This window comes from Actinocrispum sp. NPDC049592, from assembly GCF_040675465.1.
Lineage (GTDB): Bacteria > Actinomycetota > Actinomycetes > Mycobacteriales > Pseudonocardiaceae > Kibdelosporangium.
The window spans coordinates 418,554-444,378 of the sequence record NZ_JBFAPA010000003.1; the positions used below are offsets into that span (position 1 = coordinate 418,554).

The following is a 25,825-nucleotide window of genomic DNA, read 5'->3' on the forward strand; positions in this document are numbered from 1 at the left end:
ACTCCCGGCAACGAGAGTGATCCGCCGGTTCCCAAGGTGCACGACGTGCCGGGAAGACACTGGGTCGATGATGGGATCCCAGGCTGAATTCGTGACCCGGTAGGTGAAAACGGGCGTCCCTTCGGCGGTGGTCCATTCCCCGAACGCACTCATACTCAAGAGCATTGCCCAGCGAGGGAGCCTGATGCGAGTCGCCTTACCCGCCCTGCTGACCGTCGTGCTCGCAGCGGTAGTCCCGCCCGCTGCCCAAGCCGCACCACAGAGCTGCCCGGCCACAGTCGACGAAAGCGCGTTCGCCACCACCGCTGACCTGCACCGGATGAACGCGACCATCGCGGGCTTCGGTCTGCGGATCACCGGCGGCCCCGAGCACAAGGCGATGATCAACTGGTTGGAACGTCAGGTGCACGGCCTGAAAACGACGTCGCGGAAGTTCGAGATCCAACGCTGGCAACCCCTCACGCACAACCTCGAGACCTCAGCGTTCCTCACCGCGGGCGCCGACCGGGTCAAGATCGCCGGCGCGATCCCGTACACCCAGCCCGCCCTCGCGAGAACCGGCAAGCTGACCTACCTCCCGGCGACCGAGCCGATCACCAAGGACAACGCCCAAGGCAGGATCGTCATCCGCGACTTCCCGCCGGTGGACCGCGGCTACACGGCCGAGTCCCTGCTGGACCAAGACCTGATTGCGGCGGGAATCGCCGGGGCGGCGGGCCTGATCATCGCGTTCGACCTGCCCCGTGAGCAGGTCCGCGGCTACTACGACCCGCACACCGGAACCCACTATCGTGTGCCGGGTGTGTTCGTCGGCGGTGACGAAGCGCGAGACCTGAAGCAACGAGTGGGTCAACGAGCCAGCATCTCCGTCCTGGCCTACACCGAAAAGGCGACAACGAGGTCACTGATCGCCACCCTCCCCGGCCAGAGCGACGAGCGGATCGTCTTCGACACCAACACCGACGGCAACACGTGGGTGCAGGACAACGGAAACGCCGCTCTCATCGCCCTGGCAAGGTATTTCGCCAGGCTCCCGCTGGCCTGCCGCCCCCGCACGATCCAGTTCGTGTTCGCAACAGGCCACTTGAACCGTCCCACCGAGGGGACAGAGTTCCTGGCCCGCCAACTGGACGCCGACTACGACAAGGGCACAGTGGCCTTCGCGTTCGCGGTCGAACACCTGGGCACCCGGGAGTTCGTCGCCGTCCCCACCGACAAAGGCCGGGAGCTGAGGCCGACCGGTCTCAGCGAGTTCGCGGCCTGGTTCGCGGGCAGCCCGAAGCTGGCCACCGCGGCGACAACGGCGCTGGCCAACCGTGGTGTGGACCGCGTGGCCGTCCTGCCGGGTATCGACGTACCGAACCCGGCTCGCGTGCCACCGCAGTGTTCCTTCGGTGGCCTGGGCACGCACCTGCACAGCCACCTGGTCCCGTCGACTGCGATGATCTCCGGACCATGGTCACTCTGGGCACCGAGTTTCGGCGAGGACGCTATCGACTTCACCCGAATGCGCGCACAAACCCTGGCCGCAGGTGACGCTGTGCTCGCGCTGGCTAGCACGTCCAGGGCGGAGATCGCGGGACCGTACCTGGCGTACCGGCAGGCCAGAGCCGCAGGCGCGGCCGGGTGCCCGCACGACCTGCCGCCCGTGCAAGCGCCCGGAGGTCACTGAATTGACATCGGACGACTCCGGAACGCTACTAGTCCTCTACAGTGAATCCGGGCCGGTCACAGGACCTCCAGGCAGTGGCGTCGATACGGTGCTCGACAGGGGTCCTCACCGTCCCGGGGACCGTCACGCAAGCTGTAGCACACAGCCGAGATGCCGGGGTTTGTGATGGAGTTCAGGATCCTGGGCCCGGTCGAGGTCCACGGAACGGGTGGACGGGCCAGGCTCGGCGGGGCCAAACAGGTCGCGCTGATGTCGGCGCTGATCGTCCAGGCCAACCACGTCGTCCCCGTCGACGCGCTGATCGAGGCCGCCTGGGGCGACGATCCCCTGGACGCGGCGACGGCGGCCCTGCACACCAGCTTCTCCCGGCTGCGGCGCGCGTTGAACGACGTGGAGCCCAGCGGCGGCGAGCGGATCGTCACGCAGTCCACGGGCTACCTGCTCCGCGTCGAACCGGGCGAGCTCGACCTGGACACGTTCCACGAGCACGTGAAACAGGCCCGGGCGGCGAACACCGCCGGCCAGCTCGACGAGTCGGTGACCCGGTTCCAGGCCGCGATGGCGCTGTGGCGCGGTCCCGCGCTGGCCGGGGTGACCGGCCGCTCCGCGCAGGGGCACGCGAACAGCATCAACGAGACCCGGCTGACGGTCACCGAAGAGATGATCAACGTCCGGCTCGCCCGCGGTGAGCACGCCGCGCTGATCGCCGACCTCAACGCGCTGATCAGCACGCACCCGTTGCGCGAACGTTTGCGCGGTCAACTGCTGCTCGCGTTGTACCGCAGTGGGCGGCAGGCCGACGCGTTGAGCGCGTACCAGGACATCTACCGGCTGTTGTCCGACGAGCTGGGCATCCAGCCCGGCCTGCAGCTGCGCCAGCTGCACGAGCAGATCCTGGCCAGCGACCCCGCGCTGGACGTGCCCTCGCCGACCGCCGCGCCGACGGTGTCGCTGACCGGCCTGGTGCCCCGGCAGCTGCCCGCGGACGTCGCCAACTTCACCGGCCGCGAGGAGTACCTCAACGAGCTGGACGCGTTGCTGGAAAGCCAGCTGCAGACCGAACAGCCCGCGGTGGTGATCTCCGCGATCGCGGGTGTCGCCGGGGTCGGCAAGACCGCGCTGGCGCTGCGCTGGGCGCACCGGATCGCCAACCGCCTGCCGGACGGGCAGTTGTACGTGAACCTGCGCGGGTACGCGCCCACGCCGCCGATGGTGCCGACCGAGGCGCTGGGCATCCTGTTGCGCGCCTTGGGCGTGCCGCAGGCGCAGATCCCGTTGGAGCAGGACGAGCAGGCCGCGCTGTACCGGTCCCTGCTGGCCGACCGGCACACGTTGGTACTGCTGGACAACGCGGCCGCGGCCGACCAGGTGCGGCCGTTGCTGCCCGGCAGCTCGACCTGTCTCGTGCTCGTGACCAGCCGCGACGACCTGCGTGGGCTGACGGCGTTGCACGGCGCCCACCGGCTCGTGCTGGACGTGTTGTCGCCGGACGAGGCCCACACCCTGCTGACCCGGATCGTCGGTGCGGAGCGGGTGACCGCCGAGCCGGACGCGACCCGGGAGCTGGCCCGGGCCTGCGGCTACTTACCTCTGGCGCTACGCATCGCGGCAGCGCACCTGGCCAGCCACCCGTCCCGGCCGATCGCCGAGTACCTGGCGGAGCTGAACCAGGGAAACCGGTTGGGGCAGCTGGCGATTGAGGAGGATCGCGAGGTCGCCGTGCGTGCCTCGTTCGACCTCTCGTACCAGACGCTGGACGCGGCCGCCTCGCGGTTGTTCCGGCTGCTGGGCCTGCTGCCCGGACCCGACTTCACCGCGCCCGCCGCCGCGGCGCTGATCGACGCCTCGCCCGAGGAGACCGCCCGGATCGTGGACCGGCTGGCCGCCGCGCACCTGGTGGAACGGGCCAACCCCGGCCGGTTCCAGCTGCACGACCTGCTGCGGTTGTACGCGCGCGAACGCGCCGAGGCCGAGGACTCGGCCGAGGAACGCGACAAGGCCGTGCAACGCCTGCTGGACATGTACCTGGGCACGTCGGACTCGGCCACCACCCGGCTCTACCCGGGGATGGAACACCTGGTCAGCAAGCCGCAGGGGATCCGGGCGCGGACGCTCGCGCTGGGCGACTCGACCCAGGCGCTGCACTGGCTGGACTCCGAGCGCCCCAACCTGGTCGCGGCGGCCAAACACGCGGCCGAGCACGGTCCGCGCGACTTCACCTGGCAGCTGGCCGACTCGCTGTCCGGCTACTTCTACGGCCGGATGTACCGGGGCGACTGGCTGGAGATCACCGAGCTGGGCCTGCAGGCCGCGCACGACACCGGCGAGCGGATCGGCGAGGCCGCGATGCTGCACGGCCTGGCCCGCGCCCGGTTCACCTTCGGCCAGTACCGCGAGTCGGTCGAGTTCGGCCTGCGCGCCATGGAACTGCACCGGGAGGCCGAGAACCCGGCCGGGGACGCGGAGATCTACAAACAGCTCGGCCTGGCGTACTGGCCGTTGGGCGAGCTGGACAACGCGCTGGAGGCGTTCGCCCGCGGCCGCGATCTCTACCGGCAGAGCGGCAACCGGACCGGCGAGTCGACCTGCATGAACGGGATGTGCCTGTCGTTCACCGACTGGGGCCGGCTCGACGAGATGCTCGAGTACAACGACCAGGCGCTGGCGATCCACCGGGAGATCGGCGGCAAGCTCGGCGAGGCCGCCTGCCTGCAGATCCGCGGGATCGCCTACATCGAGCTGGGCCGGTTCGCCGAGGCCATGCAGCTGTGCCAGCGGGCTTTGGAGCTGTACCACGAAAGTGGTTACCGCTACAACGAAGCGTCCACATTGACCAACATCGCGGCGATCCACCGGGAGACTGGTCAGACCAGCGACGCGCTCGACTGGGGGCATCGCGCCCTCACTCTGGCGGGTGAATTCAACGATCCGCGCGGGGCGAGCCTGGCCATGACGGTGTTGTCCGGCACGTATCTGGTGCTCGACCGGCTGGGCGACGCCCGGACCCTGGGCACCGAAGCCGTACAGGTGGCCCGGGAGACCCGGTTCCGCCGCAACGAGATCGACGCGATGATCGGCCTCGCCGCGGTGCACCGCACCGAGGGCCAGCACGACTACGCGCTCAGCCTGGCCACGAACGCGTTGGAGGGGGCACGGGAGAGCCAGTTCCGGCAGTCCACCGGGGTCGCGCTGACCTCGCTGGCCGACACGCACCTGGAGACGGGGGAACACGAGACCGCGCTCGAACACGCCACTGAGGCACTGCCGGTTCACCGGCAGGTGGGGCACCGGTTAGGGGAGGCCCGTACGCTGCGCACGCTCGGACATGTCGAGCGGCAGCTGCGCGGAGATCAGGCAGTCCATCCACATTGGCCGGACGCATTGGCTATCTTCACGGAACTGGGGACGCCAGAAGCCGAGCAGCTCAGATCGCTGCTCGGCACCACCACCTGATCCCAGGGCCGGAGGTTGGATGACCAGCCAGAGTCCACCGCCTATCGCTGTCGTCGGCATCGGGTGCCGGCTGCCCGGAGCCCATGGCCCGGAAGAGTTCTGGCACCGGTTACGCGCTGGGCACGACGGCGTCACCGCGATCTCCGCCGAACGCATCGGGCTGGGCGCGTTCGACGAGGCCACCGTGGCCGAGCTGGCCGGCTGCCGCGGCGGGTTCATCGACGGCATCGACCTGTTCGAGCCGTCGTTCTTCGGGGTCAGCCCGCGGGAGGCGACCCGGATGGACCCGCAGCTGCGGCTGTTGCTGGAAACCACGTGGGAGACGCTCGAGGACGCAGGCCAGCCACCGGAAGCGCTGGCCGGGACCGCGACCGGTGTCTTCATTGGACACGCGACCGCGGACTACCGGGACATGCAGGAGTCCGAGCGCCTGATGGACGCGTACGCGGCGCTCGCCAGCATCCGCGCGCTGATGTCGGGGTTCGTCTCACACGTCTTCGACCTGCGCGGACCCAGCATGTCGGTGGACACCGCGTGTTCGTCGTCCGCGGTGGCCGTGCATTCGGCGTGTCAGAGCCTGCGGTCCGGTGAGTCGGACTTCGCCCTGGCCGGTGGCGTGAACATCGTTCTCGCACCGGAGAACTTCCTCGGCCTGTCGCGGTATGGGCTGTTCGCGGCGGACGGGCGCTGCAAGTTCGGCGACGCCGGGGCGGACGGGTTCGTGCGGAGTGACGGGGTGGTCCTGGTCGCGTTGAAGACCCTGGACCGCGCTTTGGCCGACTCCGACCGGATCTACGCGGTGATCCTGGGCAGCGCGATGAACAACGACGGCCGCGGCGGCGGTTACCTGGGCCGCCCGTCGGTCAGCGGCCAGACACAGGTGCTGCGTAAGGCTTTCGAGCAGGCCGGGGTGAAAGCCTCGGAGTTCGACTACGTCGAGGCGCACGGGACCGGGACGCCGGTCGGCGACGCGGTCGAGCTGGAGGCGCTCGGATCCGCGCTCGGGCATGGCCGCGACCGGCCGTGCCTGGTCGGATCGGTGAAGACGAACGTGGGGCACACCGAGTCCGCGGCCGGGGTGACCGGGCTGGTGAAGACCGCGTTGTGCTTGTACCACGGGGAAGTCCCGGCGAGCCTGCACCTCAACGAGCCCAACCCCGGGATCGACTGGTCGCGGCTGCCGGTGACGGTTCCCGCGTCCTTGACCCCGTTGCCCAAGCGCGATCGGCCATGGGTGGCCGGGGTGAACTCGTTCGGGATCTCCGGGACGAACGTGCACCTCGTGTTGTCCCAGGCCGGAAGTCCGGCCGCCGCACCGGAACGCGCGGGCGAGACCCGGTTGCTGACATTGTCTTCACACAGCCCTCAGGCATTGCGCGACCTCGCTTCGGCCTATGTGGACTACCTGACCGGCGACGGCCGCGAGGTGGCGTTGCGGGACATCTGTTACAGCGCGGCCAGGCGGCAACACCAGCCGAGCCGTCTGGCAGTGGCGGGTGCCAGTCACACGGAGATGGCCGGGCGGCTGGGCGACTGGCTTGCCGGGAAAGCGGATCGCGCGGTGGCGGCGCGGTCCGAGCCCCTCGGCAGGACGCCCCGGATCGCGTTCGTCTTCCCCGGCCAGGGCGCGCAATGGATCGGCATGGGCCGGGAACTGCTCGCGCGCTCCGCGGTTTTCCGTGCCGCGGTGGAACAGTGCGAGCAGGCCGTGCGCCGGGAGGCGGGCTGGTCCGTGTTCGGCAAGCTGACCAGCGGCGAACCGCTGGGCGGCGTGGAGTTCGTCCAGCCGGTGCTGTGGGCGGTCCAGGTCGGGATCGCCGAGCTGTGGCGGTCCTGGGGCGTCGAGCCGGATCTGGTGCTGGGACACAGCATGGGCGAGATCGCCGCCGCGACCGTCGCCGGTGCCTTGACGTTCCGCGATGCCGCGGCGGTGATCTGCCGCCGCAGCCAGCTGGCCGCGCGCAACTCCGGGCGGGGCGCGATGGCCGCGATCTCGTTGTCCGCCGAGCAAACAGCCGATGCCATCGCCGGTTACACCGACCGGGTGTCGATCGCCGTGGTCAACAGCCCAGCCTCCACCGTGATCTCCGGCGATCCCGACGCGATCGCCGCCATTTTGTCCACAATGGATGATCGTGGGGTGTTCTGCCGGCGGCTGGAGGTTCAGTTCGCCGCGCACAGCCCCCAGGTGGACGAACTTCGCGACGAGCTGCGGGCCTGCCTGACGGACGTTTCCGCGTCTCCCGGCAAGGTGCCGATTCATTCCACTGTGGCCAATGAGGTCGTCGACGGGTCCGCTTTGGACGCGGACTACTGGGTGCGCAACTTCCGTGAGCCGGTGTGGTTCGCCGACTCGATGCACACCGTTCTCCGCCAGGGAACCACGATCTTCGTGGAGATCAGCCCGCATCCGGTGCTGGTGCCCGCTTTGGAGGAGTGCCTGGAGTCGTTCGAGCTGGACGGCGCCGTCGTGCCGTCGTTGTGGCGGGACCGGCCCGAGAAGGCGTCGATGCTGTCCTCGTTGGGCGCGTTGCACACTCTCGGCTACCCGGTTCCGTTGCGCCGCCTGTACGGCAACGAGGCCCGGCTGGTGTCGCTGCCGACTTACCGGTGGCAGCGTGAGCGGTTCTGGATCAGCACCCAACGCACCGAGAACCTGCCCAAGCACCCGCTGCTCGGCCGTCCGGTTCCCGCCTCTGGCCAGGAACGGACCTGGGAAGCGCGCCTCGACCTGCACCGGAACCCTTATCTGGCCGGGCACCAGGTCGAGGGGATGACCGCTTTCCCCGGTACGGGCCTGTGCGAGCTGACCGTCGCCGCGGCTCGGTCACTCATCGGGGACCGCCCGATCACGTTGGAGGACGTCCGGATCACGCGGGTGCTGCTGATCCGCGACCAGCCGCCCACCATGCGCGTCCGCCTTGTCCCGCAAGACGATTCGCGCTGGCACGCCGAGGTGTCCAGCCGGTTCGGCGACTTCGACTCGTGGACCGTGCACGGCACCGCGTGGGTTCAGGTCGGCGACCGGCCGCCTTCGGCGGAGGCGACACTTTCGTCCATAAAGGACAATTGTCCTGAGCATCTGTCCGGTGACGAGGTCTACCAGCGGATGACCACGAGCGGGAACGAGTGGCGCGACCAGTTCCGCGGGATCGCCGAGGTGTGGCGGTCCAGCGGGGAGGCGCTCGCCCGGATCGAGTGCCCGGAGTCGCTGGATCTCACCAACTTCCACTTCCACCCGGCCCTGCTCGACGCGTGCGGTCAGGCGATGGTCGCGGCCGCCGACGACGTGCGGACCACGCTCGTCCTCAGCGGGATCCGCGAGGTCCGGCTGTTCGGACGCCCGGGACGTCAACTGTGGAGCCACGCGCGGCTGGAGCCCTCGCCCGGCCGCGGACGGCTCGCCGGTGACGTGCTGGCCTACGACGAGGACGGAAATTGCCTGCTTGAGCTACGGGGTATGCAGTTCAGCGACCCGAACCGGCCGCCGGACCTGCGTGACTGGCTCTACGAGGTCCAGTGGGAGCCCAGCCCCAACTTCGAGTCCACTATGGAACCCAGCAGCTGGGCCATTCTCGGCGATGCCAACGGTCTCGCCGCTCGGCTGCGGGAGCGGCTCGAAGCCGACGGCGACCGCGTCACATCTGTCGACTCGGCGCAGAATGTCGTTGATCTCCGGGCGATCGACGATCCCGCGGCGGGTTGCTCGCAGGTGGTGGACCTCCTCCCGGACCTGACCGCGCAACGGCTGTGGCTGGTCACGCAGTCGGCACAAGCCGTGTCAGACACGGCTTTGGAGCCGCTGGGCGCCACCGTGTGGGGCCTGGGGCGGGTTCTGATGACCGAACACCCCGAACTGCGGCCGGCTCTCGTCGACGTCGATCCGGACGTGTCGGTGGACGCGTTGTACAGCGAACTGACCACGACCGGCCAGCACAACCAGATCGCGTTGCGCGGTGAGGACCGGTTCGTCGCGGTCCTGGACCGGTACCGGCCCACGATCGAGCGTCCGTCGCCGATCCGGCCGGGCGTGACGTACCTGGTCACCGGCGGCCTTGGCGGGGTTGGGTTCGAGGTCGCGCAGTGGCTGATCGCCCAGGGCGCAACGCATTTGCTGCTCACCGGCCGGTCCGAGGGCAATCCTGATCTGCCTGGCGCGAACGTGCGCTACCGGGTCGCGGACGTGGCCGACGAGGACGCGATGCGGGCGGTTCTGGCCGAGAACGCCGACTGGCCACCGGTTCGGGGCGTGTTCCACACCGCCGGTGTCGTCCAGTTCGGACTCACAGCCGAGCTGGACGCGGCCTCGCTGGCGGCGGTGTTGCGGCCGAAGGTTCAGGGTTCGCTTGTGCTGGACCGGTTGTTCGACCAGCTCGACGTGTTCGTGCTGTTCTCCTCGCTGGCGTCGCTGCTGAGCTTCCCGATGGTGGGCAGTTACGCGGCCGCCAACGCGTTCCTCGACGCGTTGGCACACAAGCGAAGGCAGCGCGGCGAGGTGGCGCTCAGCGTGAACTGGAGCGTGTGGGAGTCCGTGGGCATGGCTTCGCGCGCCGAGCAGGGCTCGCTGCCGATCATGCCCGAGGGCCTGCAGGGCTTCCCGGCCGCGGACGGCCTGGAGATCCTGGAGTTGTTGCTCCGCGCCGATGCCACACAGGCAGCCGTCCTCATCGCCGAATGGGCAACTCTGACGCGTGCGCACCCACACACCGCGCATTCGCCGTTGCTGCGCCGGATCGGCGCCGGGCCTGCCCGGCCGGTCGCGGTGGCGGGCAAGGTTCCCCGGGAGCAGCTCACCAGATACCTGGTCGACCAGCTCGCGGCCATGCTCGAGATCCCACCCGAACGGCTGGACCTGCGAAAACCGCTCAACCAGGTGGGCCTGAACTCGTTGCTGGCGATCGAGATCCGCAACCGGGCCGCCACCGAACTCGGCGTAGCCCTGCCCGTGGTCAAGCTGCTCGGCGGCTACACCCTGGCCGAGCTGATAGAAAGCGTTCTTCAGTCGTGCCAGTAGTCCCCCAATTCCGCGACTAGGGAGGGTGCTTGGGCGTGACCGGCCTTGGCCGCGGCCGGTCGTCGGGACAGGTCCTGCTGGTCGCGTCCGATCGCGGCCATCGCGGCCTGGTCGGGCACGATCACGGTGACCTTGCCGTCCTGCAGGACCGGGGCGAGCTGCTCGTCCAGGCTGCCGCCGGGCAGGCCGCGGATCTCCGCGATGGACGCGATCACCACGACGTGCTCGAACCCGGCGGCCAGGTCGGCGTTGATCGGTGAGCGGATGAACGGGTCGATGTACCTGCGCCCGTTGATCGTCACCGGTTCCCACACACCCGGCAGCGCGCAGGTCGCACATACCGCGTCGACCATCCGAACCCCGGACTCCTGGTCGAACACCACGAACTCGCCGGTCTCCGCGTCGATCGCCGGGATCAGCACGCGGCGGGCCGGCCACTGCTCGTGCGGCAGGTAGGTGCCGCTGATCTCGCGCATCAACGTCTCGGAGCGCGCCTCGGCGGTCAGCGCGATCCGGCCCATCTCGGCGCGGATCGCCTCGGCGGTGTACCCGGACTTGATCATCCGGCCGAGCTCGAGCCCGAAGGTGTTCGTGGGGGAGTCGAACTCCGGGTCGTGCCCGCTCGGCGGGGCGGTGACGTGGGCCATCATCGCCTCGGGGGTGCCGTCGGCGGCCAGGTGGACCGCCGCCATCGAGCCGGTGGAGGTGCCGACGACGAGGTCGGCCGTGGCGAGATCCACCCCGCACTCCCACAGTCCGGTGATCACCCCCCACTGCCAGCCGAAACCGGTGTGCCCGCCGCCGCCGATCACAACCGCCCTCGACACCACGTCACCGACTCCTCACCGTCAGCGAAAATCCGACCCCGAGTATGCACAGGGTCACGGGGGTTGGAAACCGCCGAACCGCGTTTCAAGATCAACTGTAAGTGGTTTGTAAGAGCACCGTCAGAACACTGTGGTGAACTTGATCGTGGGGATGGGGCAAGGACTGGTCGGTCACATGGGGGTGTGACAGGCGCCGCGGAGGGAGCGGTTCGGCACGGACGGCGCACGACCCAGTCACATGGCCGGCGACGACCCAGCGTCTCGTCGTCCACCTGTCGGTCGCCACCCGTGGGGGTAACGGGTGGCGACCGGCAAAACCACACCCACCCTGTGCACAACCCATCCCCACCCACCCGAAAACGTCCGCCTTCACTGTTAGCGTGAAATTCGGGGATCCCCTGGAGGGGACCCTCGTTGCGGCGTGCGCACAGGGGGTGTGCGGGGATGGTGGGGTTTGGTGCGCGGCTCGTCCGCCGCTCCATCCCGCCCCACGAACTCCCGGGTTCACGCACCCTCCCCCAGTCACTCCGGGACGAGTGGTTGCCTCATGTACCTCAGGTCTGGGGCCTGGCCAAACCGCTCCACAAACCCACATCTCCTGGGATTCGGCCCACCGACCCTGCCGACGAACCACGCCCGGGATCACCCGCTGGCTCCAGCCCCACCCAGAATCCGCACACTGCCCCGGCCCGGACCGCGACCACCCGCGGGTCCCCGCTCATCTCGGCTCCAGCCCTCGTCCCGATCCAAGCCCGCCCACAGTCCGGGCACCTGAATCAGCCCCGTGGCAGAACCTCGCCATCCACGCCCGCGACCAGATCAGTTCTGCACTGCAACCCGCACAAACCCGGCCCACCCCGCCCCGCCAGCCACGAGCCCGGGAATCAGAACCCGCCCTGGCCGCGTTCCGCCTCATGAGCGATGCCGATCGAGGAGCGGATCAAGATGGCGAAGGCTGTGCGGTTCGATGAGTACGGCGACGTGAATGTCCTTCAGGTGGTGGATGTCGAGGTGCCGGAGCCGGGGGACGGTCAGGTTGTGGTGCGGGTGAAGGCGGCTTCGATCAATCCGGGCGAGGCGAAGATCCGCGAGGGGTTGATGCATTCGCGGTGGCCAGCCACGTTCCCGTCGGGTGAGGGCAGTGACCTCGCCGGGGTGGTGGTCAAGTCCACTGTGGACGGCATCGACGTTGGCGATGAGGTTATCGGGTTCACCGACAACCGGGCCAGTCATGCCGAGTATGTGGTGGTCGAGGGGAAGAATGTGACGCCCAAGCCCGCGAATGTGCCGTGGGAGGTTGCGGGGGCGTTGTTCGTGGCCGGGTCGACGGCGGTGGCGGCGGTGCGGGCTGTTGACTTGAAGCCGGGTGACACGGTGGCGGTGTCGGGTGCGGCGGGTGGTGTCGGTTCGTTGGTTGTGCAGCTGGCAAAGCGCACCGGAGCGGAGGTTGTGGGGATCGCGGGTCCGGCCAACCATGACTGGCTTGCGTCGCACGGGGTGAAGCCGGTGGCGTATGGGGACGGCCTTGCCGCCGCGTTGGCGGGCATCACCGCGTTCATCGACACGTACGGCAGCGGCTACGTGAAGCTCGCCCTGGAGCTGGGTCTGCCGACCGACCGGATCAACACCATCGCCGACTTCCCGGCCATCGCCGAGTACGGCGTGAAGGGTGAGGGCAGCGCGTCGGCCAGTGACATCAACGAGATCGCCGAGCTGGCCCGGCTGGTCGACGCCGGTGAGCTGGAGGTGCCGATCGCGGCGACCTACCCGCTCAGCGAGGTCCGCGCCGCGTACACCGAACTGGCCAAGGGCCACACGCGCGGAAAAATCGTGCTGGTTCCCTGACCGATCGTGTCGAAAACCCGTCGGCGGGTTCGACGCAGTGGTGAGCCAACGACGAGAGGACGCTCACCATGGCACTCGTGATCTGCGACATGTCGATCTCGCTCGACGGGTATGTCACCGGCCCGAACGACAGCCGCGAGAACCCGTTCGGTGACGGCGCCGGGGGTTTGCACGACTGGATCTTCGCCGGCGCGACCGACGCGGACCGGGCGATCCTGCAGGACGCCATCGACAACTGCGGTGCCGTGGTCATGGGCCGCAAGTCCTTCGACAAGAACGAAGGCGACGGCGGCTGGGGTGACGGCGGCCCGGTCGGCGACACGCCGGTGTTCGTGGTGACCCACAACAAACCGACTCAGGATTACCCGGCTGTGTACACCTTCGTCACGGACGGTGTGGTGAGCGCGATCGAGCAGGCCAAGGCCGCCGCCGGTGACAAGGTCGTCGGCCTGCACGGCGCCACGGTCATGCAGCAGGCGCTCCCGCTCGGCCTGGTCGACGAGATCCGCGTGCACGTGGTCCCCGTGCTGGTCGGCGGCGGCACGCCGTTGTTCGGCGCGCTCGACAAGTCGATCACGCTCGAACGCACGAACGCGGTGGTCACGCCGGCCGCGACCCACATCAGTTTCCGGGTCGTCAGGTGATCCGGACCGTCTCGATCCACGCGGGCGGGTCTGGTCGACCAGCACCAATCAGGCCCGCGACCACCCGGCAGGACGCCAGTTCCGCAGGCCACGGCGTGTAGCCGTCGGTCAGGACGATGATCACCTGTGGCCGGTCGGCCAAGGCGGCCTCGATACCGACGCGCATGTCGGTGCCGCCGCCTCCGGACAAAATCACCTGGTCGGTCGACGTGACGCGACGCACCGCATGCACGTCGGCGTCACAGGACAACACGGTCACGCGGTTGCCGCGAATGCCGACTTCCCGCAGCACACCGGTGATCTCGGCCAGCGCGGCCACCAGTTCGTCCTCGCCCATCGACCCCGAGGTGTCGACGACGATCGCCACCTTCGGCAACGGCCTGCGCAGGCTGGGCAACACGATCCCGGGCAGGTTCCGCCGGCTCGGCCGCCGATAGGTGTAGTCCACCGCACCGCTCGCCCAAGCGGCCGCCTCCCGCACGGCACCGGCGAGCACGACCCGCCAGTCGACCACGGGCTCCAGCATCTCCTCGGCCCACCGTTTCCAGCCCCCGGGCAGGGTTCCCCGGCTGCGCACGTGCGCGCGCATCGATTCGGCGGTCTGCCGCCGCAACGACTCAGCCTCCACATCGGACACTCCCCGTCCCTCGGTCTCCCACGGCGAAGCCTGGCCGTGGGCGCCCGATCCACAGTCCGGGCCGTGCTCGGTGGCCGGAATGCGCGGGAGGTACTGCTCGAACAGCAGGCCGTCGGGCAGATCGAAGTCCGCCGGGACGACCCGGTCCGCGGGCAGGTGGAGGTGATCGGCGATCAGGTCGTCGTTGATCTCGCAGTCCTGCGCGATGTTGACCCGGCGATGATCCGCGACGTCGATCCGCCCGGCCCGGCCATGGTGGTCCCGCAGCAGATGCGCCACCTCGTGGATCCACACCCCGGCCAGTTCCTCGACGGCTGTCCTGGCCACGAAATCCGGCGAGACATAGCAGCGCCACCGCTTGTCGACGCCCATCGTCGGCACGCGCTCGCTCGGCACAACAGTCAGCGCGTACAAAGCGGCCGCCAGATACGGGCGGTCCTTCGCGGCCCGGTACCGAGCCGCGAGCAGCTTGGTCCGGTCCAGCTCGGTCATCGCAGCGCGCCGGACAGTTCCAGCAACTCCAGGAACGCGTCCATACTGGACGGTACCGGCCACGCGGGTTCCCGCAGCACAGCCAGATCCGTCGCGGCCTTCGCGGCAACGTCCGGAACGCCCGCGTCGACGGCCTTGGCGAGCACGGCCCACCCGGCTTCCCAGCGTTTCCGGGTGAGCCGCCCTTGCACCGCCGCGACGACGGCGGTCAGGAACGCCAGCTGCCGGTCGCCCCGGCCAGGAAGCGCGAACGCATCGGGATCGGCGAGAACCAGGTCCGGATCGGGCAAGTCGAGTTCATCCACATAGGACACCAACTCCAGACCGGCGCCATCACCGATCGCGCCCACCAGAGCGGTCGCCAGCGCCTCACCGGACGCGTCGCATGAGTACGCGACGGCCATCAGCCGCAACGCCATCGCCCACGTCCGCGGCGAAGGCCAGGCCCGGCCACGTGCTTCGGCGTCGGCGGGCATGTGGTGTACCAGACCCGGTCGTGCGCTGAGGAATCCGGAGACCGAGCCGCGCGCTTGCGCCAGCGCGCCGGTGATCCGCGCCGGGTCGACCACCGGAATCGTGAGCTGGGGCCAGGTTCCGGCCATGCCCCGCGCGACCGTCCGGGGATCGTGCGTCCAGTCCAGGTGAACGAACCGGTTGGCCAACGGCGGACTCAAGTGCCAGCCGTCGGCCGCGCTCGAGGGAGGGTTGGCCGCGGCGACCACCCGAACCTCGCCGGGTAGCCGGAGGCTGCCGACCTGACGCTCCAGCACAACCCGGAGCAGCGCGGCCTGAACCGCCGGCGGGGCCGAGGAAAGCTCGTCGAAGAACACCAGACCCCGTCCAGCGCCGGACAACCGGACCGCCCAGTCCGGCGGCGCCATGGTCACACCGGTGTTCGCCGGGTTCTCGCCAACCACAGGCAACCCAGCGAAGTCCGACGGCTCGTGCACGCTGGCGATCACGGTCTCCAGCGGAACCTCAAGGCCTTGCGCGAGTTGCTCCATGCCCGCGGACTTGCCGATGCCAGGTTCGCCCCACAGCAACACAGGCAGGTTCGCGGCGACGGCGAGCGCAAGTGCCTCGTGCTGTGGGTTCGTGGCCGGTTCGGTCCGGGTGGCGCTCAGCCGCGCGATCAGCTGGTCGGCAGCGGCCAACGGGTCAGCCGACATCGATGAAAGGCAAATCTGTGCGCTTGTTCCAGTGGATGAGAGTGCCGAGGGTGCGGCGGAGGTCGTCGGTGGCGTCGGTCCGCGCACCCGCTTCGATCAGCGCCCGGACCAGGGCGGCCGAGCCGCCGTCGCCGACCGCCACATGCAGCGGTGTGCGCCCTTCGTGGTCCCGCGCCTCCAGGTCGAGCCCCGCCTTGAGCAGCCTCGGCAACACCTGCTCGAAGTCCACGTGATGCACCACATGCAGCAGCGTCTGCTTGCGTCCATTGCGGACGAACGGGTCGAACCCCATGTCCAGCAACGCGAGCACCGCGGCCGTGTCGCCGTGCCGCATCCGCGTGAACATCGCGTCGCGTTGCAGGCGCAGGGCCTTGTGCGGCCGTTTGCCGTCCCGCAACCGTTCCTGCGCCTCGAAGCAGCCGGAGATCTGGCCGCCGAACGCCTTCAGCGCCCGTTCGCGACGGTGTTCCGCCTCGGTGTGCGGGGTCCTGAGAACACCGTCCCGCATCGCGACGACGTGCCATTCCCCTTGGCAGCGCACGCGAACCTCAGACAGCTCAAGCGGTTGCGGCTCGGGGATCTCGCCGGTCCACTCCGGGAACAGCGATTCCCGGACGAGCGGATGCAGCTCGCCGGGAGTCAGCTTGCCGCGCCGGATCAGCTCCAGATCCGGCAGTAGGTAGGCGTTCGCGTCCGGGATACGGCGAAGGTCGTTGACGGGCAGGACTCTGGCGATCGGGCCGTCCAGCAACAGGCCGGTCGAGCCGGCGAGCTGGGCCGAGGACCGTTCGCGCGGCAGCCGGGTCAGGATCAGCGGCCGCTCGGCCAGATCCTCAGCCGCGCGCGGGGTGTACCACGGCCACGTGCGCCGGATGCCCGTCTGGTCCAGTTCCTTGCCGACCGCCCGGAACGCGGCTTCGGCCTGGCCGCGCCGCTGCAGGACGACGAGCCACTCCGTGTACGCCGCCGGGTCATCGGTGCCAGGGTCGGTCTCGGGCAGTTCGGCTGGTGTGCCGTCGCGGTGGAAGAACGGCGCCCGATCGCCGCCACCACACCGGATCCGCAGCTCGTCGGCGTGGTCGGCGTGCCAGAGGTGTCTGCTGTCCGTCCAGTCCAGAACGGACTGCTGGCGCTCGGGTTCCATGGTGCCGAAGGCGAGGGTGAGCCGCTGGTGTCCGTCCACCCTGGACGGCGTGCGCAGGTACAGCTCGCCCTCGGGCCGGGTGACCAGGACGATCCACAGCCGGGGCACCAGGCTGTCCCGGCCACCGAGCACCCGGGGCAGGTGCCAGCGGACCAGGTCGGGCGCGAACCCCGGCTCGGCGAACTCGTCCGGAACATCCTCGATGTCCACATTGGCCGCAGCGCACGCGGCACGCCAGTCGCCTTGCCGCCGCGCCTCGGTGACGGCGTCGATCATCGACCGGGGCACGGCGTGACGCCGCACGCGTAACCAGCTGTTGACCTCGTCGGGTGTCATCTCTCCACCGTGTATCGGGGCAAGACCGGCCGGATTCGAACCGGCGTCCTCCAGCGTTGAGAGCTTGGGCGCGTCGACCTCTGCGCTACGGCCTTGCCAAGGCGAAGACTAGCAACGCGGGGGTAGCCGTTTTTCTGGCAACCGGGAACGAACTCCCACCCATCGGCCCTAATCAGGCGCGACGCCGTTACATAGCGTCGGAGGCATGGATCCGGCGGCCCGAGCCGGTCCCAGAGTTCCGGGAGACCCCATGCCCCTGCGTCGCCTCGCCACGGTGGTGGCTTCGGCCACCCTGCTGGCTCCCCTGTTCGGGGCGACCGCCCACGCTGCCCCCGTCGACGCCCAGCAGGGTCTGCAGCTGGTCGCTGTCCGCGACTCCCTGCTGGCCACGCACTACTGGTACGTCCAGACCTACGCCGGTCACAAGGTCCTCGACAGCTACTACGTCAAGCACGTCGACAAGAGGACCGGTGAGGTCAGCATCGACGACGGCCGCCAGGCCGTGGGCAAGCTCGCCGAGACGCCGTCCGTCTCCGCCGCGTCGGCCGCGGCAGCCGCGGGCGACCAGGCCGCGCCCAACGATGTGTCGGTGTGGCAGGGCAAATTGGTGTACTCGGTGCTGAAGAACACCGGCAAGGGCACCGTCCGCACCATTGTGGACGCTCAGTCTGGCCAGGTGCTCAACGAGCAGAGCCTGGTCAAGCACGTCAACGGCACCGGCAAGGTGTTCTCCCCCAACCCGGTCGCGAGCCTGCAGAACGAGTCGCTGACCGACCAGAACGACAAGGACTCGGCGGTTCCGTCCACCGCGTACAAGTCGGTCTCGCTGACCGATCTGGACGGTTCGGGCTACCTGTCCGGCAGCTACGCCAAGATCACCGACCCGAAGAACAAACAGCCGAAGTCCACCACGAACACCTTCAACTACACGCGCAACAACGACTTCTTCGAGCAGGTGATGGCCTACTACAGCGTCACCGAGACCCAGAAGTACATCCACAGCCTCGGTTTCACCAACGTGAACAACGAGGCCCAGGACCTCAAGACCACCGGGCTGTCGGACGACAACTCGTTCTACGACCCCAGCACCGACCAGATCACGTTCGGCACCGGCGGTGTCGACGACGCCGAGGACGCCGAGGTCATCTGGCACGAGTACGGCCACGCCATCCAGGACGCGCAGGTCCCCGGCTTCGGCTCGACCGTCGAGGCGGGCAGCATCGGCGAGGGCTTCGGCGACTGGTGGGCCATGATCATGTCCTCCGCCGTCCAGCAGGACACCGCGACGACCCCGATCGCCTGCATCGCCGACTGGGACGCCACCTCCTACACCTCCGGCACCCCGCACTGCCTGCGCCGCACCGACACCAACCTCACCTACGCCGACCGCGACGGTGAGGTCCACGACGACGGCCAGATCTGGAGCCGCGCCCTCTTCGACATCTACAAGGCCTTCGGCCGCGACAAGTCGGCCAAGCTCATCCTCGAGTCCCACTTCACCTACAAGCCCAACACCACCATGGCTCAGGCCGCCAACGCGACCGTCGCCACCGCGAAGAAGCTCTTCGGCACCACGGACGCCGCCAAGGTGACCGCCGCCTTCCACTCCCGCGGCATCATCTAACGCACCCAAGGACCCTGTCCCTCAGGGGCGTCGCCGACCCGGTGGCGCCCCTGAAGCTTTCTCCGGGTCCAGAGGACCGGGCACAACCCTCACCTCCCACCGAGGCTCACCAGGTTCCGCCTCACCCCTGTCCGGAAACCTTTACACACCCCCGGTTGCCCCAATCGGCCGATCAGCGAGCAACCAAGCGTTTGTTAGGCTCGGCCCATGATTGCCACGGTGGTGTGGGGTACGGGCAATGTCGGCCGTGCTGCGATCCGGGCGGTGGAGGCCCATCCAGGGCTGAAGCTGGCCGGGGTGGTGGTGAACAACCCGGACAAGGTGGGCAAGGACGCGGGCATCCTCGCAGGTCTGCACCACGAGCTGGGGGTCACCGCGACCGGCGACGCCGACGCGGTCCTGGCCGCCAGCCCCCGCGCGGTGGTGTACGCCGCGTCCGGCGAGGTCCGGCCGCTGGAGGCGATCGCGGACATCGCGAAGGCCGTCAAGGCGGGCGCGGTGGTGGTCTCGCCGAGTGTGTACGCCCTCTACGACCATCGCAACGCGCCCAAGGAGTTCACCGACCCGATCCACGAGGCCATCGCGCAGGGCGGCGGCAGCCTGTTCGTGTCGGGCGTGGACCCGGGCTGGGGCAACGACATCCTGCCGGTGCTGATGACCGGTCTGGCCAGCACGATCGATGTCGTGCGGTGCCAGGAGATCTTCGACTACTCCACCTATGAGCAGCCCGACTCGGTGCGCTACCTGGTGGGGATGGGCCAGCCGATGGACTACCAGCCGCCGATGCTGGCGCCGATGGTGCCGAGCATGGTGTGGGGCGGGCAGATCCGGCTCATCGCCAAGGCGCTCAACGCCGAGATCCAGGAGATCAAGGAGACCGTGGACCGCCGCCCGCTCGAGAAGACCGTCACCACCAGGACGATGGGCGAGTTCGAGGCGGGTACGCAGGGCGCGATCCGGTTCGAGGTGCAGGGCATCGTCGAAGGCGAGCCGAGAATCGTGATCGAGCACGTGACCCGGATCCACCCCGGCTGTGCGCCGGACTGGCCGCAACCGCCCAGCGGCGCCGGGGCACACCGCGTGATCATCGAGGGGCGCCCGCGGATCGAGATCACCGTCGAGGCCACCGACGAGGGCGAGAACCGTTCCGCCGGCGGGAACGCGACCGCGGTGGGACGGCTGGTGAACGCGATCGGCTGGCTCGCCGAGGCCGGGCCGGGTTTCTACGACGCGCTCGACGTGCCCCTGCGGCCCGTGACCGGCAAGCTCGGAAGGAAGTAGCGATGCGGATCGACATTCCCGAGGGCAAGGACCCGATCGCGTACGTGTGGGGCGAGATGGTCCCGGGCATCGGCCAGGCCGCGGCGAACTTCTCGCTTTCCGTGTATGCCAACACAACGCTGGGGCTGCGCGAGTTCGAGGCGGCCCGGCTGCGGATCGCCCAGATCAACGGCTGCATGTTCTGCATGGACTGGCGCACCGAGAAGGACGGCCAGAAGGTCGAGGAGAGCTTCATCGACGCCGTGACCGACTGGCGCACAACGGATGCGTTCGACGACCGGACCCGGCTGGCCGCCGAGTACGCCGAACGCTACGCGGTCGACCACCACGGCCTGGACGAGGAGTTCTGGGGCCGGATGTCGAAACACTATACACAGCAGGAGATCGTCGAGCTGAGCATGAGCATCGGCTCGTGGCTGGCGTTCGGCCGGCTCAACCACGTCCTCGGCCTGGACGCGATCTGCGTTCTGCCCAGCCGGATGCAGTCGCAATAGGACCCTGACCGGGGCCGCGCGCCACGGCCCCGGGAAGGAACCTACAGGTCGGTCGCGATGATCCGCTCGATGTTGCGCTCGGCGAGCGCGGTGATCGTGACGAACGGGTTCACGCTGGTGTTGCCCGGAATGAGCGACCCGTCGATGGCGTACAGACCGGTGTAGCCGGCCAGCCTGCCGTAGTTGTCGGTCGCCTTGTTGAGCACCGCGCCACCCAGCGGGTGGTACGTGAGGTGGTCGCCCCAAGTCTTGTACACACCGAAGAGATCGGTGCGGTAGATCGTGCCCTCCTTGGCGTTGATCTTGTCGAAGATGGTCTTGGCCATGTCAATCGCCGGCTGCTTCCACGCGGTCTGCCAGCTCAGGTCGACCTTTCCGGTGGCCGCGTTCCAGCTGAACTGGGCCCGGTTGGGGTTCTTGGTGATGGACAGGTAGAACGACGCCCAGGTCTCGATGCCGGTGGGCAGCGGTGCCACCTCGGCGAACGCGCCGCCGGCCGCCCAGTTGTCGATACCCGCGGTGGGTATGGACGACTGCACGGAGCCGGTCGGGTCCCAGATGTGGTTCGCGCGGCCGACCATGACGTTCCCGTTGTCACCCCAGCCTTTGCCGATCTCGTCGTTCAAGGCGGGCAGGGCACCGGTCGCCTTGAGCTTGGTGAGCAGCTTGCTGGTTCCGACACTGCCCGCGGCGAAGAACACCTTGTCCGCGGCCACGATCTTGGTGGCGACCAGGTCGCCGCTGGTGTTGATCTGCTCGATGGTGACGTCGTAGCCGCCACCGCCGCGCGGGGTGACCGACGTGACGCGGTGCAGGGTCGAGATCGCCACGCGGCCGGTCGCCTTCGCCTGCGCGAGATAGGTCTTCTGCAGGGACTTCTTGCCGTAGTTGTTGCCGTACAGGATTTCCCCGGCCACGGCGGACTTGGGCACCGTGCCGGCCGACTCCTGCTTCATGTACTCCATGTCGTACACATTGGGCACGAACACGAACGGGAAACCCGACCGTTGCGCCTGTTTGCGGCCGACCCGGGCGTACTGGTAGCAGTCCACCGTCTCCCACCAGGCCTGGTCGACGTTGTTCACGCCCAGGGTGGCGTTCGCGCGCGGGTAGTAGGTGGAGTACATCTCGTTCACGTCGACCGTCGGGAGGATCGCGCCGAAGTTCTCCCGTTTCGGCGTGACCGCCATGCCGCCGTTGACGAGCGAGCCGCCGCCGACGCCCCTGCCCTGGTAGACGATGATGCCGGCGAACTCCTCGGCGTCCAGGATGCCGGTGTAGCGCGGGATGTCCTTGTCGATCGGGAAGCCGAGGAAGTTGCTCAGCGGCTGTTTTGTCTTGGTGCGCAGCCAGTACGAACGGTTGTCGGGGGTGGTGGTGTTGGCGAAGATCTTCCCGTCCGGCCCCGGGGTGTCCCAGGCCATGCCCATCTCGACCATGTGGACGTCCACTCCGGCCTGCGCGAGCCGAAGCGCGGCAACGGATCCGCCGTAGCCGGTGCCGATGATGAGGACGGGAACGTGGGCGCCGTTGGGAATCGGCGCGGGGACAGGGGCCGCGCCCGCGGTGCGAACGCCCAATACCAGCGCACCGACGATAGAACCCGTTCCAGCGAGCAGGGCCCGCCGGCTGACACTGCCGGATACGTTGTTACGCAAGGGATCTTTGGTCATGTGACATTCCTCACCGTTGAGGGATTAGAACAAGTTATACGTCCGATGACCGATCAAGTCACTAGATACTTGCGAGTAACATTCACGTCGTTACATTCGAACAGCAGGTCAGGGGCTTCGATTGTGCTCCGAACACAAACAAAGCGCTTGCTCGGGGCGGGAACCCGTTCTAGAACAAGGGAATCGCGAGCCGAGAATCGTATTTTCGCGCCGGAATGCCTACGAAAGAACGGTTGATTCGATCAGCGCGACGGGAGTGGGGTGGGGGTATGCGCCGGATGCTCGTGCTGCTCGCCCTGGCCGCCTTCGCCGCCGGACCGGTTCCCGCCGGGGCCGATCAGGCCGTGCCCGGGTTCGACCTGGACGCGGCGACCATTCCCGATCTCCAGCACCGGATGGACCAGCACCGGCTGACCTCCGTGCGGCTGACCTCCCTGTACCTGCAACGGATCGCGACCGTCGATGAGAAGGTCCACGCGGTCATCGCGGTGAACCACCGGGCGCTGGCCGAGGCCGCGGCCAGTGACGCCCGGCACCGCTCCGGGCACACGCTCGGCCCGCTCGACGGCATCCCGGTGCTGCTCAAGGACAATGTGGACACTCGCAACCTGCCCACCACAGCCGGTTCCCGCGCGTTGCTCAACACCCGGCCCGCGGCCGACGCCAGCCTGGTGACCAGGCTTTATCGTGGCGGAGCGGTGATCCTGGGCAAGACCAACCTGTCCGAGTGGGCGAACTTCCGGTCCACGCACTCGACGTCCGGGTGGTCCGGCGTCGGCGGCCAGACCAACAACCCCTATGTGCTGGACCGCAACCCATGCGGCTCGTCGTCGGGGTCGGGCGCGGCGATCGCTGCCACGCTGGCCCAGGTCGCGATCGGCACGGAGACCGATGGGTCGATCGTGTGCCCGGCCGGTGCCAACGATGTCGTCGGGCACAAACCGACGCTCGGCCTGGTCAGCCGCACCGGGGTCGTGCCGATCTCCGCCGAGCAGGACACCGCGGGCCCGATGACCAGGCATGTCATCGATTCCGCGATCACCTTGTCGGTCCTGCAGGGGCGCGACGCCAGCGATCCGGCCACCCTCAGGATCCCCGCTGACCAGCCGCGCGACTACGCGGCTCGGTTGCGGCCGGATGCGCTGCGAGGGGCGCGGATCGGCGTGTGGCGACTGTCCGGTTTGGACGCTGACGTCGATCGGGTGGTCAACACGTCCGTCGCCACGCTTCGCGCGCGAGGCGCGACGGTGGTCGACGTCGAACTGCCGTTCCAGGAAGAGGTGAACGAGAACGAGTTCCCGGCGCTGCTGACCGAGTTCCGCCGCGATCTCAACGCCTACCTGGCCGCCCGGCCGGGCGCGCCGGACACCCTGAACGACCTGATCGTGTTCAACCGCAACGATCCGGTGGAGCTGTCCAAGTTCGGCCAGGAGCTGTTCGAGCAGTCAGCGGCCGCGCCCGCGCCCACCGATCCGGTCTACCTCAAGCAACGCCAGATCGCGACGACCTCCGCCAGGCGGTCGATCGACGAGACGCTGGCGAAGCTGAAGCTGGACGCGATCATGGCGCCCACCAACAGCCCCGCCTGGAAGACCGACTACGCCGCCGGGGACGCGTTCGTGCTCGGCTCGTCCGGCCCGGCCGCGGTGGCCGGCTACCCGAACGTCTCGGTGCCGGCCGGGTTCGCCGGCCCGCTGCCGATCGGCGTGTCGTTCTTCGCCGGGCAGTGGGCGGACGCCAAGGTGCTCGCCCTGGCGGCCGCCTTCGAACGCGCTCAGCCGGCCCGTCGCGTGCCCGGGTTCCTGCCTCACTGAGGCCTCAGCGTGTCCCCGCAGCTGCGACGTGGGTTCTCGGCGGTGGTCACGTATGCGGCGCCCGCCACCACGGTCGCGTAGGCACGGGCCGCCTCAAGGGCTTTCGGGTCCTTGACGGCGTCCCGGCGGACCCAGTCGTTGTGCCCCTGGACCGACTCGGGGTTGTAGATCGGCACGTAGTCGCGGGTCAGCCGGGGGTCCTTGGCCATGTCCTTCGGGTCCCAGGCCGGGTGTTCGTGGATGAAGGTCGGCTTGGCCTCGTCGAAGACGTAGTTGGCCAGGTCACGCTCGACCGTGCCCTCGCCGCGCATCTTGGCGATGCGGGGTTCGGCCAGCCCGGCGGTGTCGACGATGACCATGCGGGTGGTCAGTGCCGAGCCGCCGATGTCCGGCATCAGCACCGTGCCCTGCTGCACGCCCAACAGGTCGGCGTAGTGCTCGAACGTGTGCCCCATCCGTTCGGCGACGAAGCACATCGGGAACGTCGGCGAGGCCCGGAAGAGGGCCGACTTGTCCTTGAACGTCGACACCGACGGCACCAACGCCACAACCACCGCGAGCACAAGGACAACACGCGCCCGGAGGTTCAGCTGAACTGTCGCCGCTCCGACGGCTAGCGCCGCTAGCAAAGCGAACAGCGGCCAGATCGGGGTGGCGAACCGCTGTTCGCCCATCCAGTCCGGCATCAGCACCGAGTGCGCGGCGAGCGCGAGCGACAACGGGACGAGCAGCGCGACCAGGCCCAGCCGGAGCTTCGACGGGTGGATGATCACAATCCCAAGGCACACGACGACGACCAGCGCCGCCAGCGCACCGCCGTACCCGATCACCTCGCTGACCCGGATCAGCGTCTGGGTGTCCGGCGGCTGCTGTCCCTTGGCCACAGCGGTCATCGACAGCAACTGCCCGAACTCCACCAGCCGGTAAGCGATGTATCCGCCATACGGCACGGCGAACGCCAGCCCGGACAGCGCCGAGTACTTGATCACCGGCACCAGCGTCGGCCTGGTCACCCGCAACAGAGCCAAGATCGGGAACGCGGCGACGTAGATGAGCCCATCCGGCCGGGTCAACGCGGCGAGCGCGGCCAGCACCCCGGCGAGGATGGCGACCTTCGCGGTGAGCATCCGGTGCTCGACCACCGCTCGCATCAGCAAGGAGGCCAGCGCTGTCACCAGGAATGCGAAGAGCGAGTTCTCCAGTCCGGAGAAACTCCAGATGACGAACGAGGGAATGAGCGCGAGCAGGAGTCCCGCACACAAGGTCACGAGTGCGGCGCGCCTGGTGACCACGGCTGCCGCGCGGTAGATGGCGATCAGGATCCCGATGCAGCACAACAAGGCCAGCGCCTTGGGGTAGAACACATAGTCGGGAATCCCGAAAAGCGAACCGTGGTCGAACAACCCCAGCCACCGGCCCACTGTCAGCAGGGCCAGCCAGGACGGGTTCGAATATCCCTCGACCGGAGCCGCCCCCGGCTGCAGCACCGGCCCCAGACCCGATGCGACACTTCGTGCATAAGCGAACGTGATCGCCGCGTCGTCGACGATCCAGCTGCCGAAGCGGGAGGCGTGCGCGGCGATCGCCGCCGTCCCCGCCGCGATCGACCCGATCGCCCCCCAGGGCAGCCCGGCTCTCAGTTTCACAGCCGCGGAACGTGTGCGCGCAGGCGCAACCTCCGCGGTGACAGTCGTCACCACAAGATC

15 protein-coding genes are annotated in these 25,825 nt (G+C 68.7%); 9 read left to right on the top strand and 6 right to left on the bottom strand.

The window, feature by feature from the left end; genetic code table 11:
• Nucleotides 1-184 precede the first annotated feature (184 nt).
• From AB0J95_RS11870 to AB0J95_RS11880, 3 genes are all read left to right on the top strand, one after another.
• The gene (locus AB0J95_RS11870; RefSeq protein WP_364755980.1) at nucleotides 185-1,672 is read left to right on the top strand and encodes a hypothetical protein; all 1,488 of its coding nucleotides are present in this window, start codon (nucleotides 185-187) and stop codon (nucleotides 1,670-1,672) included.
• A 165-nt stretch (nucleotides 1,673-1,837) separates the two neighbouring features.
• Nucleotides 1,838-5,125 carry a BTAD domain-containing putative transcriptional regulator gene (locus AB0J95_RS11875; protein ID WP_364755982.1) on the top strand — a complete coding sequence of 1,096 codons (3,288 nt, stop codon included), beginning with the start codon at nucleotides 1,838-1,840 and terminating at the stop codon, nucleotides 5,123-5,125.
• A gap of 19 nt (nucleotides 5,126-5,144) precedes the next feature.
• The gene (locus AB0J95_RS11880; RefSeq protein ID WP_364755983.1) at nucleotides 5,145-10,139 is read left to right on the top strand and encodes an SDR family NAD(P)-dependent oxidoreductase; all 4,995 of its coding nucleotides are present in this window, start codon (nucleotides 5,145-5,147) and stop codon (nucleotides 10,137-10,139) included.
• Here AB0J95_RS11880 and AB0J95_RS11885 read toward each other — a convergent pair.
• Nucleotides 10,124-10,966 (bottom strand): patatin-like phospholipase family protein, encoded by an 843-nt coding sequence (locus AB0J95_RS11885; protein WP_364755986.1) that lies wholly within the window; start codon nucleotides 10,964-10,966, stop codon nucleotides 10,124-10,126. The two genes, AB0J95_RS11880 and AB0J95_RS11885, sit on opposite strands and share 16 nt — an antisense overlap.
• Before the next feature lie 945 nt (nucleotides 10,967-11,911).
• Between AB0J95_RS11885 and AB0J95_RS11890 the strand changes: the two genes are divergently transcribed.
• Both AB0J95_RS11890 and AB0J95_RS11895 read left to right on the top strand, forming a co-directional pair.
• Nucleotides 11,912-12,811: an NADP-dependent oxidoreductase gene (locus tag AB0J95_RS11890; RefSeq protein WP_364755989.1), complete on the top strand. Its 900-nt coding sequence runs from the start codon at nucleotides 11,912-11,914 to the stop codon at nucleotides 12,809-12,811.
• A 68-nt stretch (nucleotides 12,812-12,879) separates the two neighbouring features.
• On the top strand, nucleotides 12,880-13,455 hold the full coding sequence (locus tag AB0J95_RS11895) for a dihydrofolate reductase family protein (RefSeq protein WP_364755991.1): 576 nt from the start codon (nucleotides 12,880-12,882) through the stop codon (nucleotides 13,453-13,455).
• On the opposite strand, the gene AB0J95_RS11900 is transcribed toward AB0J95_RS11895, so the two are convergent.
• From AB0J95_RS11900 to AB0J95_RS11910, 3 genes are read right to left on the bottom strand one after another with little or no spacing between them, the layout of a single operon-like run.
• Nucleotides 13,448-14,584: a VWA-like domain-containing protein gene (locus AB0J95_RS11900; RefSeq protein ID WP_364755993.1), complete on the bottom strand. Its 1,137-nt coding sequence runs from the start codon at nucleotides 14,582-14,584 to the stop codon at nucleotides 13,448-13,450. The genes AB0J95_RS11895 and AB0J95_RS11900 overlap by 8 nt on opposite strands.
• The gene (locus tag AB0J95_RS11905) at nucleotides 14,581-15,753 is read right to left on the bottom strand and encodes an AAA family ATPase (RefSeq protein ID WP_364755995.1); all 1,173 of its coding nucleotides are present in this window, start codon (nucleotides 15,751-15,753) and stop codon (nucleotides 14,581-14,583) included. The genes AB0J95_RS11900 and AB0J95_RS11905 overlap by 4 nt, the downstream gene beginning before the upstream one ends.
• On the bottom strand, nucleotides 15,743-17,233 hold the full coding sequence (locus AB0J95_RS11910; RefSeq protein ID WP_364755997.1) for an ankyrin repeat domain-containing protein: 1,491 nt from the start codon (nucleotides 17,231-17,233) through the stop codon (nucleotides 15,743-15,745). The genes AB0J95_RS11905 and AB0J95_RS11910 overlap by 11 nt, the downstream gene beginning before the upstream one ends.
• Before the next feature lie 250 nt (nucleotides 17,234-17,483).
• Between AB0J95_RS11910 and AB0J95_RS11915 the strand changes: the two genes are divergently transcribed.
• The 3 genes from AB0J95_RS11915 to AB0J95_RS11925 all read left to right on the top strand — a co-directional run bounded on the left by AB0J95_RS11915 (nucleotide 17,484) and on the right by AB0J95_RS11925 (nucleotide 20,632).
• A complete protein-coding gene (locus AB0J95_RS11915; protein ID WP_364756000.1) occupies nucleotides 17,484-18,857 on the top strand; it encodes a M36 family metallopeptidase in 1,374 nt (457 codons plus the stop codon).
• 207 nt (nucleotides 18,858-19,064) lie between these two features.
• Entirely contained in the window at nucleotides 19,065-20,138 is a 1,074-nt protein-coding gene (locus tag AB0J95_RS11920) for a dihydrodipicolinate reductase (RefSeq protein WP_364756002.1), read from the top strand.
• A 2-nt stretch (nucleotides 20,139-20,140) separates the two neighbouring features.
• Nucleotides 20,141-20,632: a carboxymuconolactone decarboxylase family protein gene (locus AB0J95_RS11925; RefSeq protein ID WP_364756004.1), complete on the top strand. Its 492-nt coding sequence runs from the start codon at nucleotides 20,141-20,143 to the stop codon at nucleotides 20,630-20,632.
• Nucleotides 20,633-20,673: 41 nt separating this feature from the next.
• Here the strand turns inward: AB0J95_RS11925 and AB0J95_RS11930 are convergent, their stop codons facing one another.
• Nucleotides 20,674-22,305 carry a GMC oxidoreductase gene (locus tag AB0J95_RS11930; protein ID WP_364756007.1) on the bottom strand — a complete coding sequence of 544 codons (1,632 nt, stop codon included), beginning with the start codon at nucleotides 22,303-22,305 and terminating at the stop codon, nucleotides 20,674-20,676.
• 269 nt (nucleotides 22,306-22,574) lie between these two features.
• Here AB0J95_RS11930 and AB0J95_RS11935 point away from each other — a divergent pair, with 269 nt between their 5' ends.
• On the top strand, nucleotides 22,575-24,119 hold the full coding sequence (locus tag AB0J95_RS11935; protein ID WP_364756010.1) for an amidase: 1,545 nt from the start codon (nucleotides 22,575-22,577) through the stop codon (nucleotides 24,117-24,119).
• Here the strand turns inward: AB0J95_RS11935 and AB0J95_RS11940 are convergent.
• On the bottom strand, nucleotides 24,113-25,765 hold the full coding sequence (locus tag AB0J95_RS11940) for a hypothetical protein (protein WP_364756012.1): 1,653 nt from the start codon (nucleotides 25,763-25,765) through the stop codon (nucleotides 24,113-24,115). The two genes, AB0J95_RS11935 and AB0J95_RS11940, sit on opposite strands and share 7 nt — an antisense overlap.
• Between the last annotated feature and the right edge of the window lie 60 nt (nucleotides 25,766-25,825).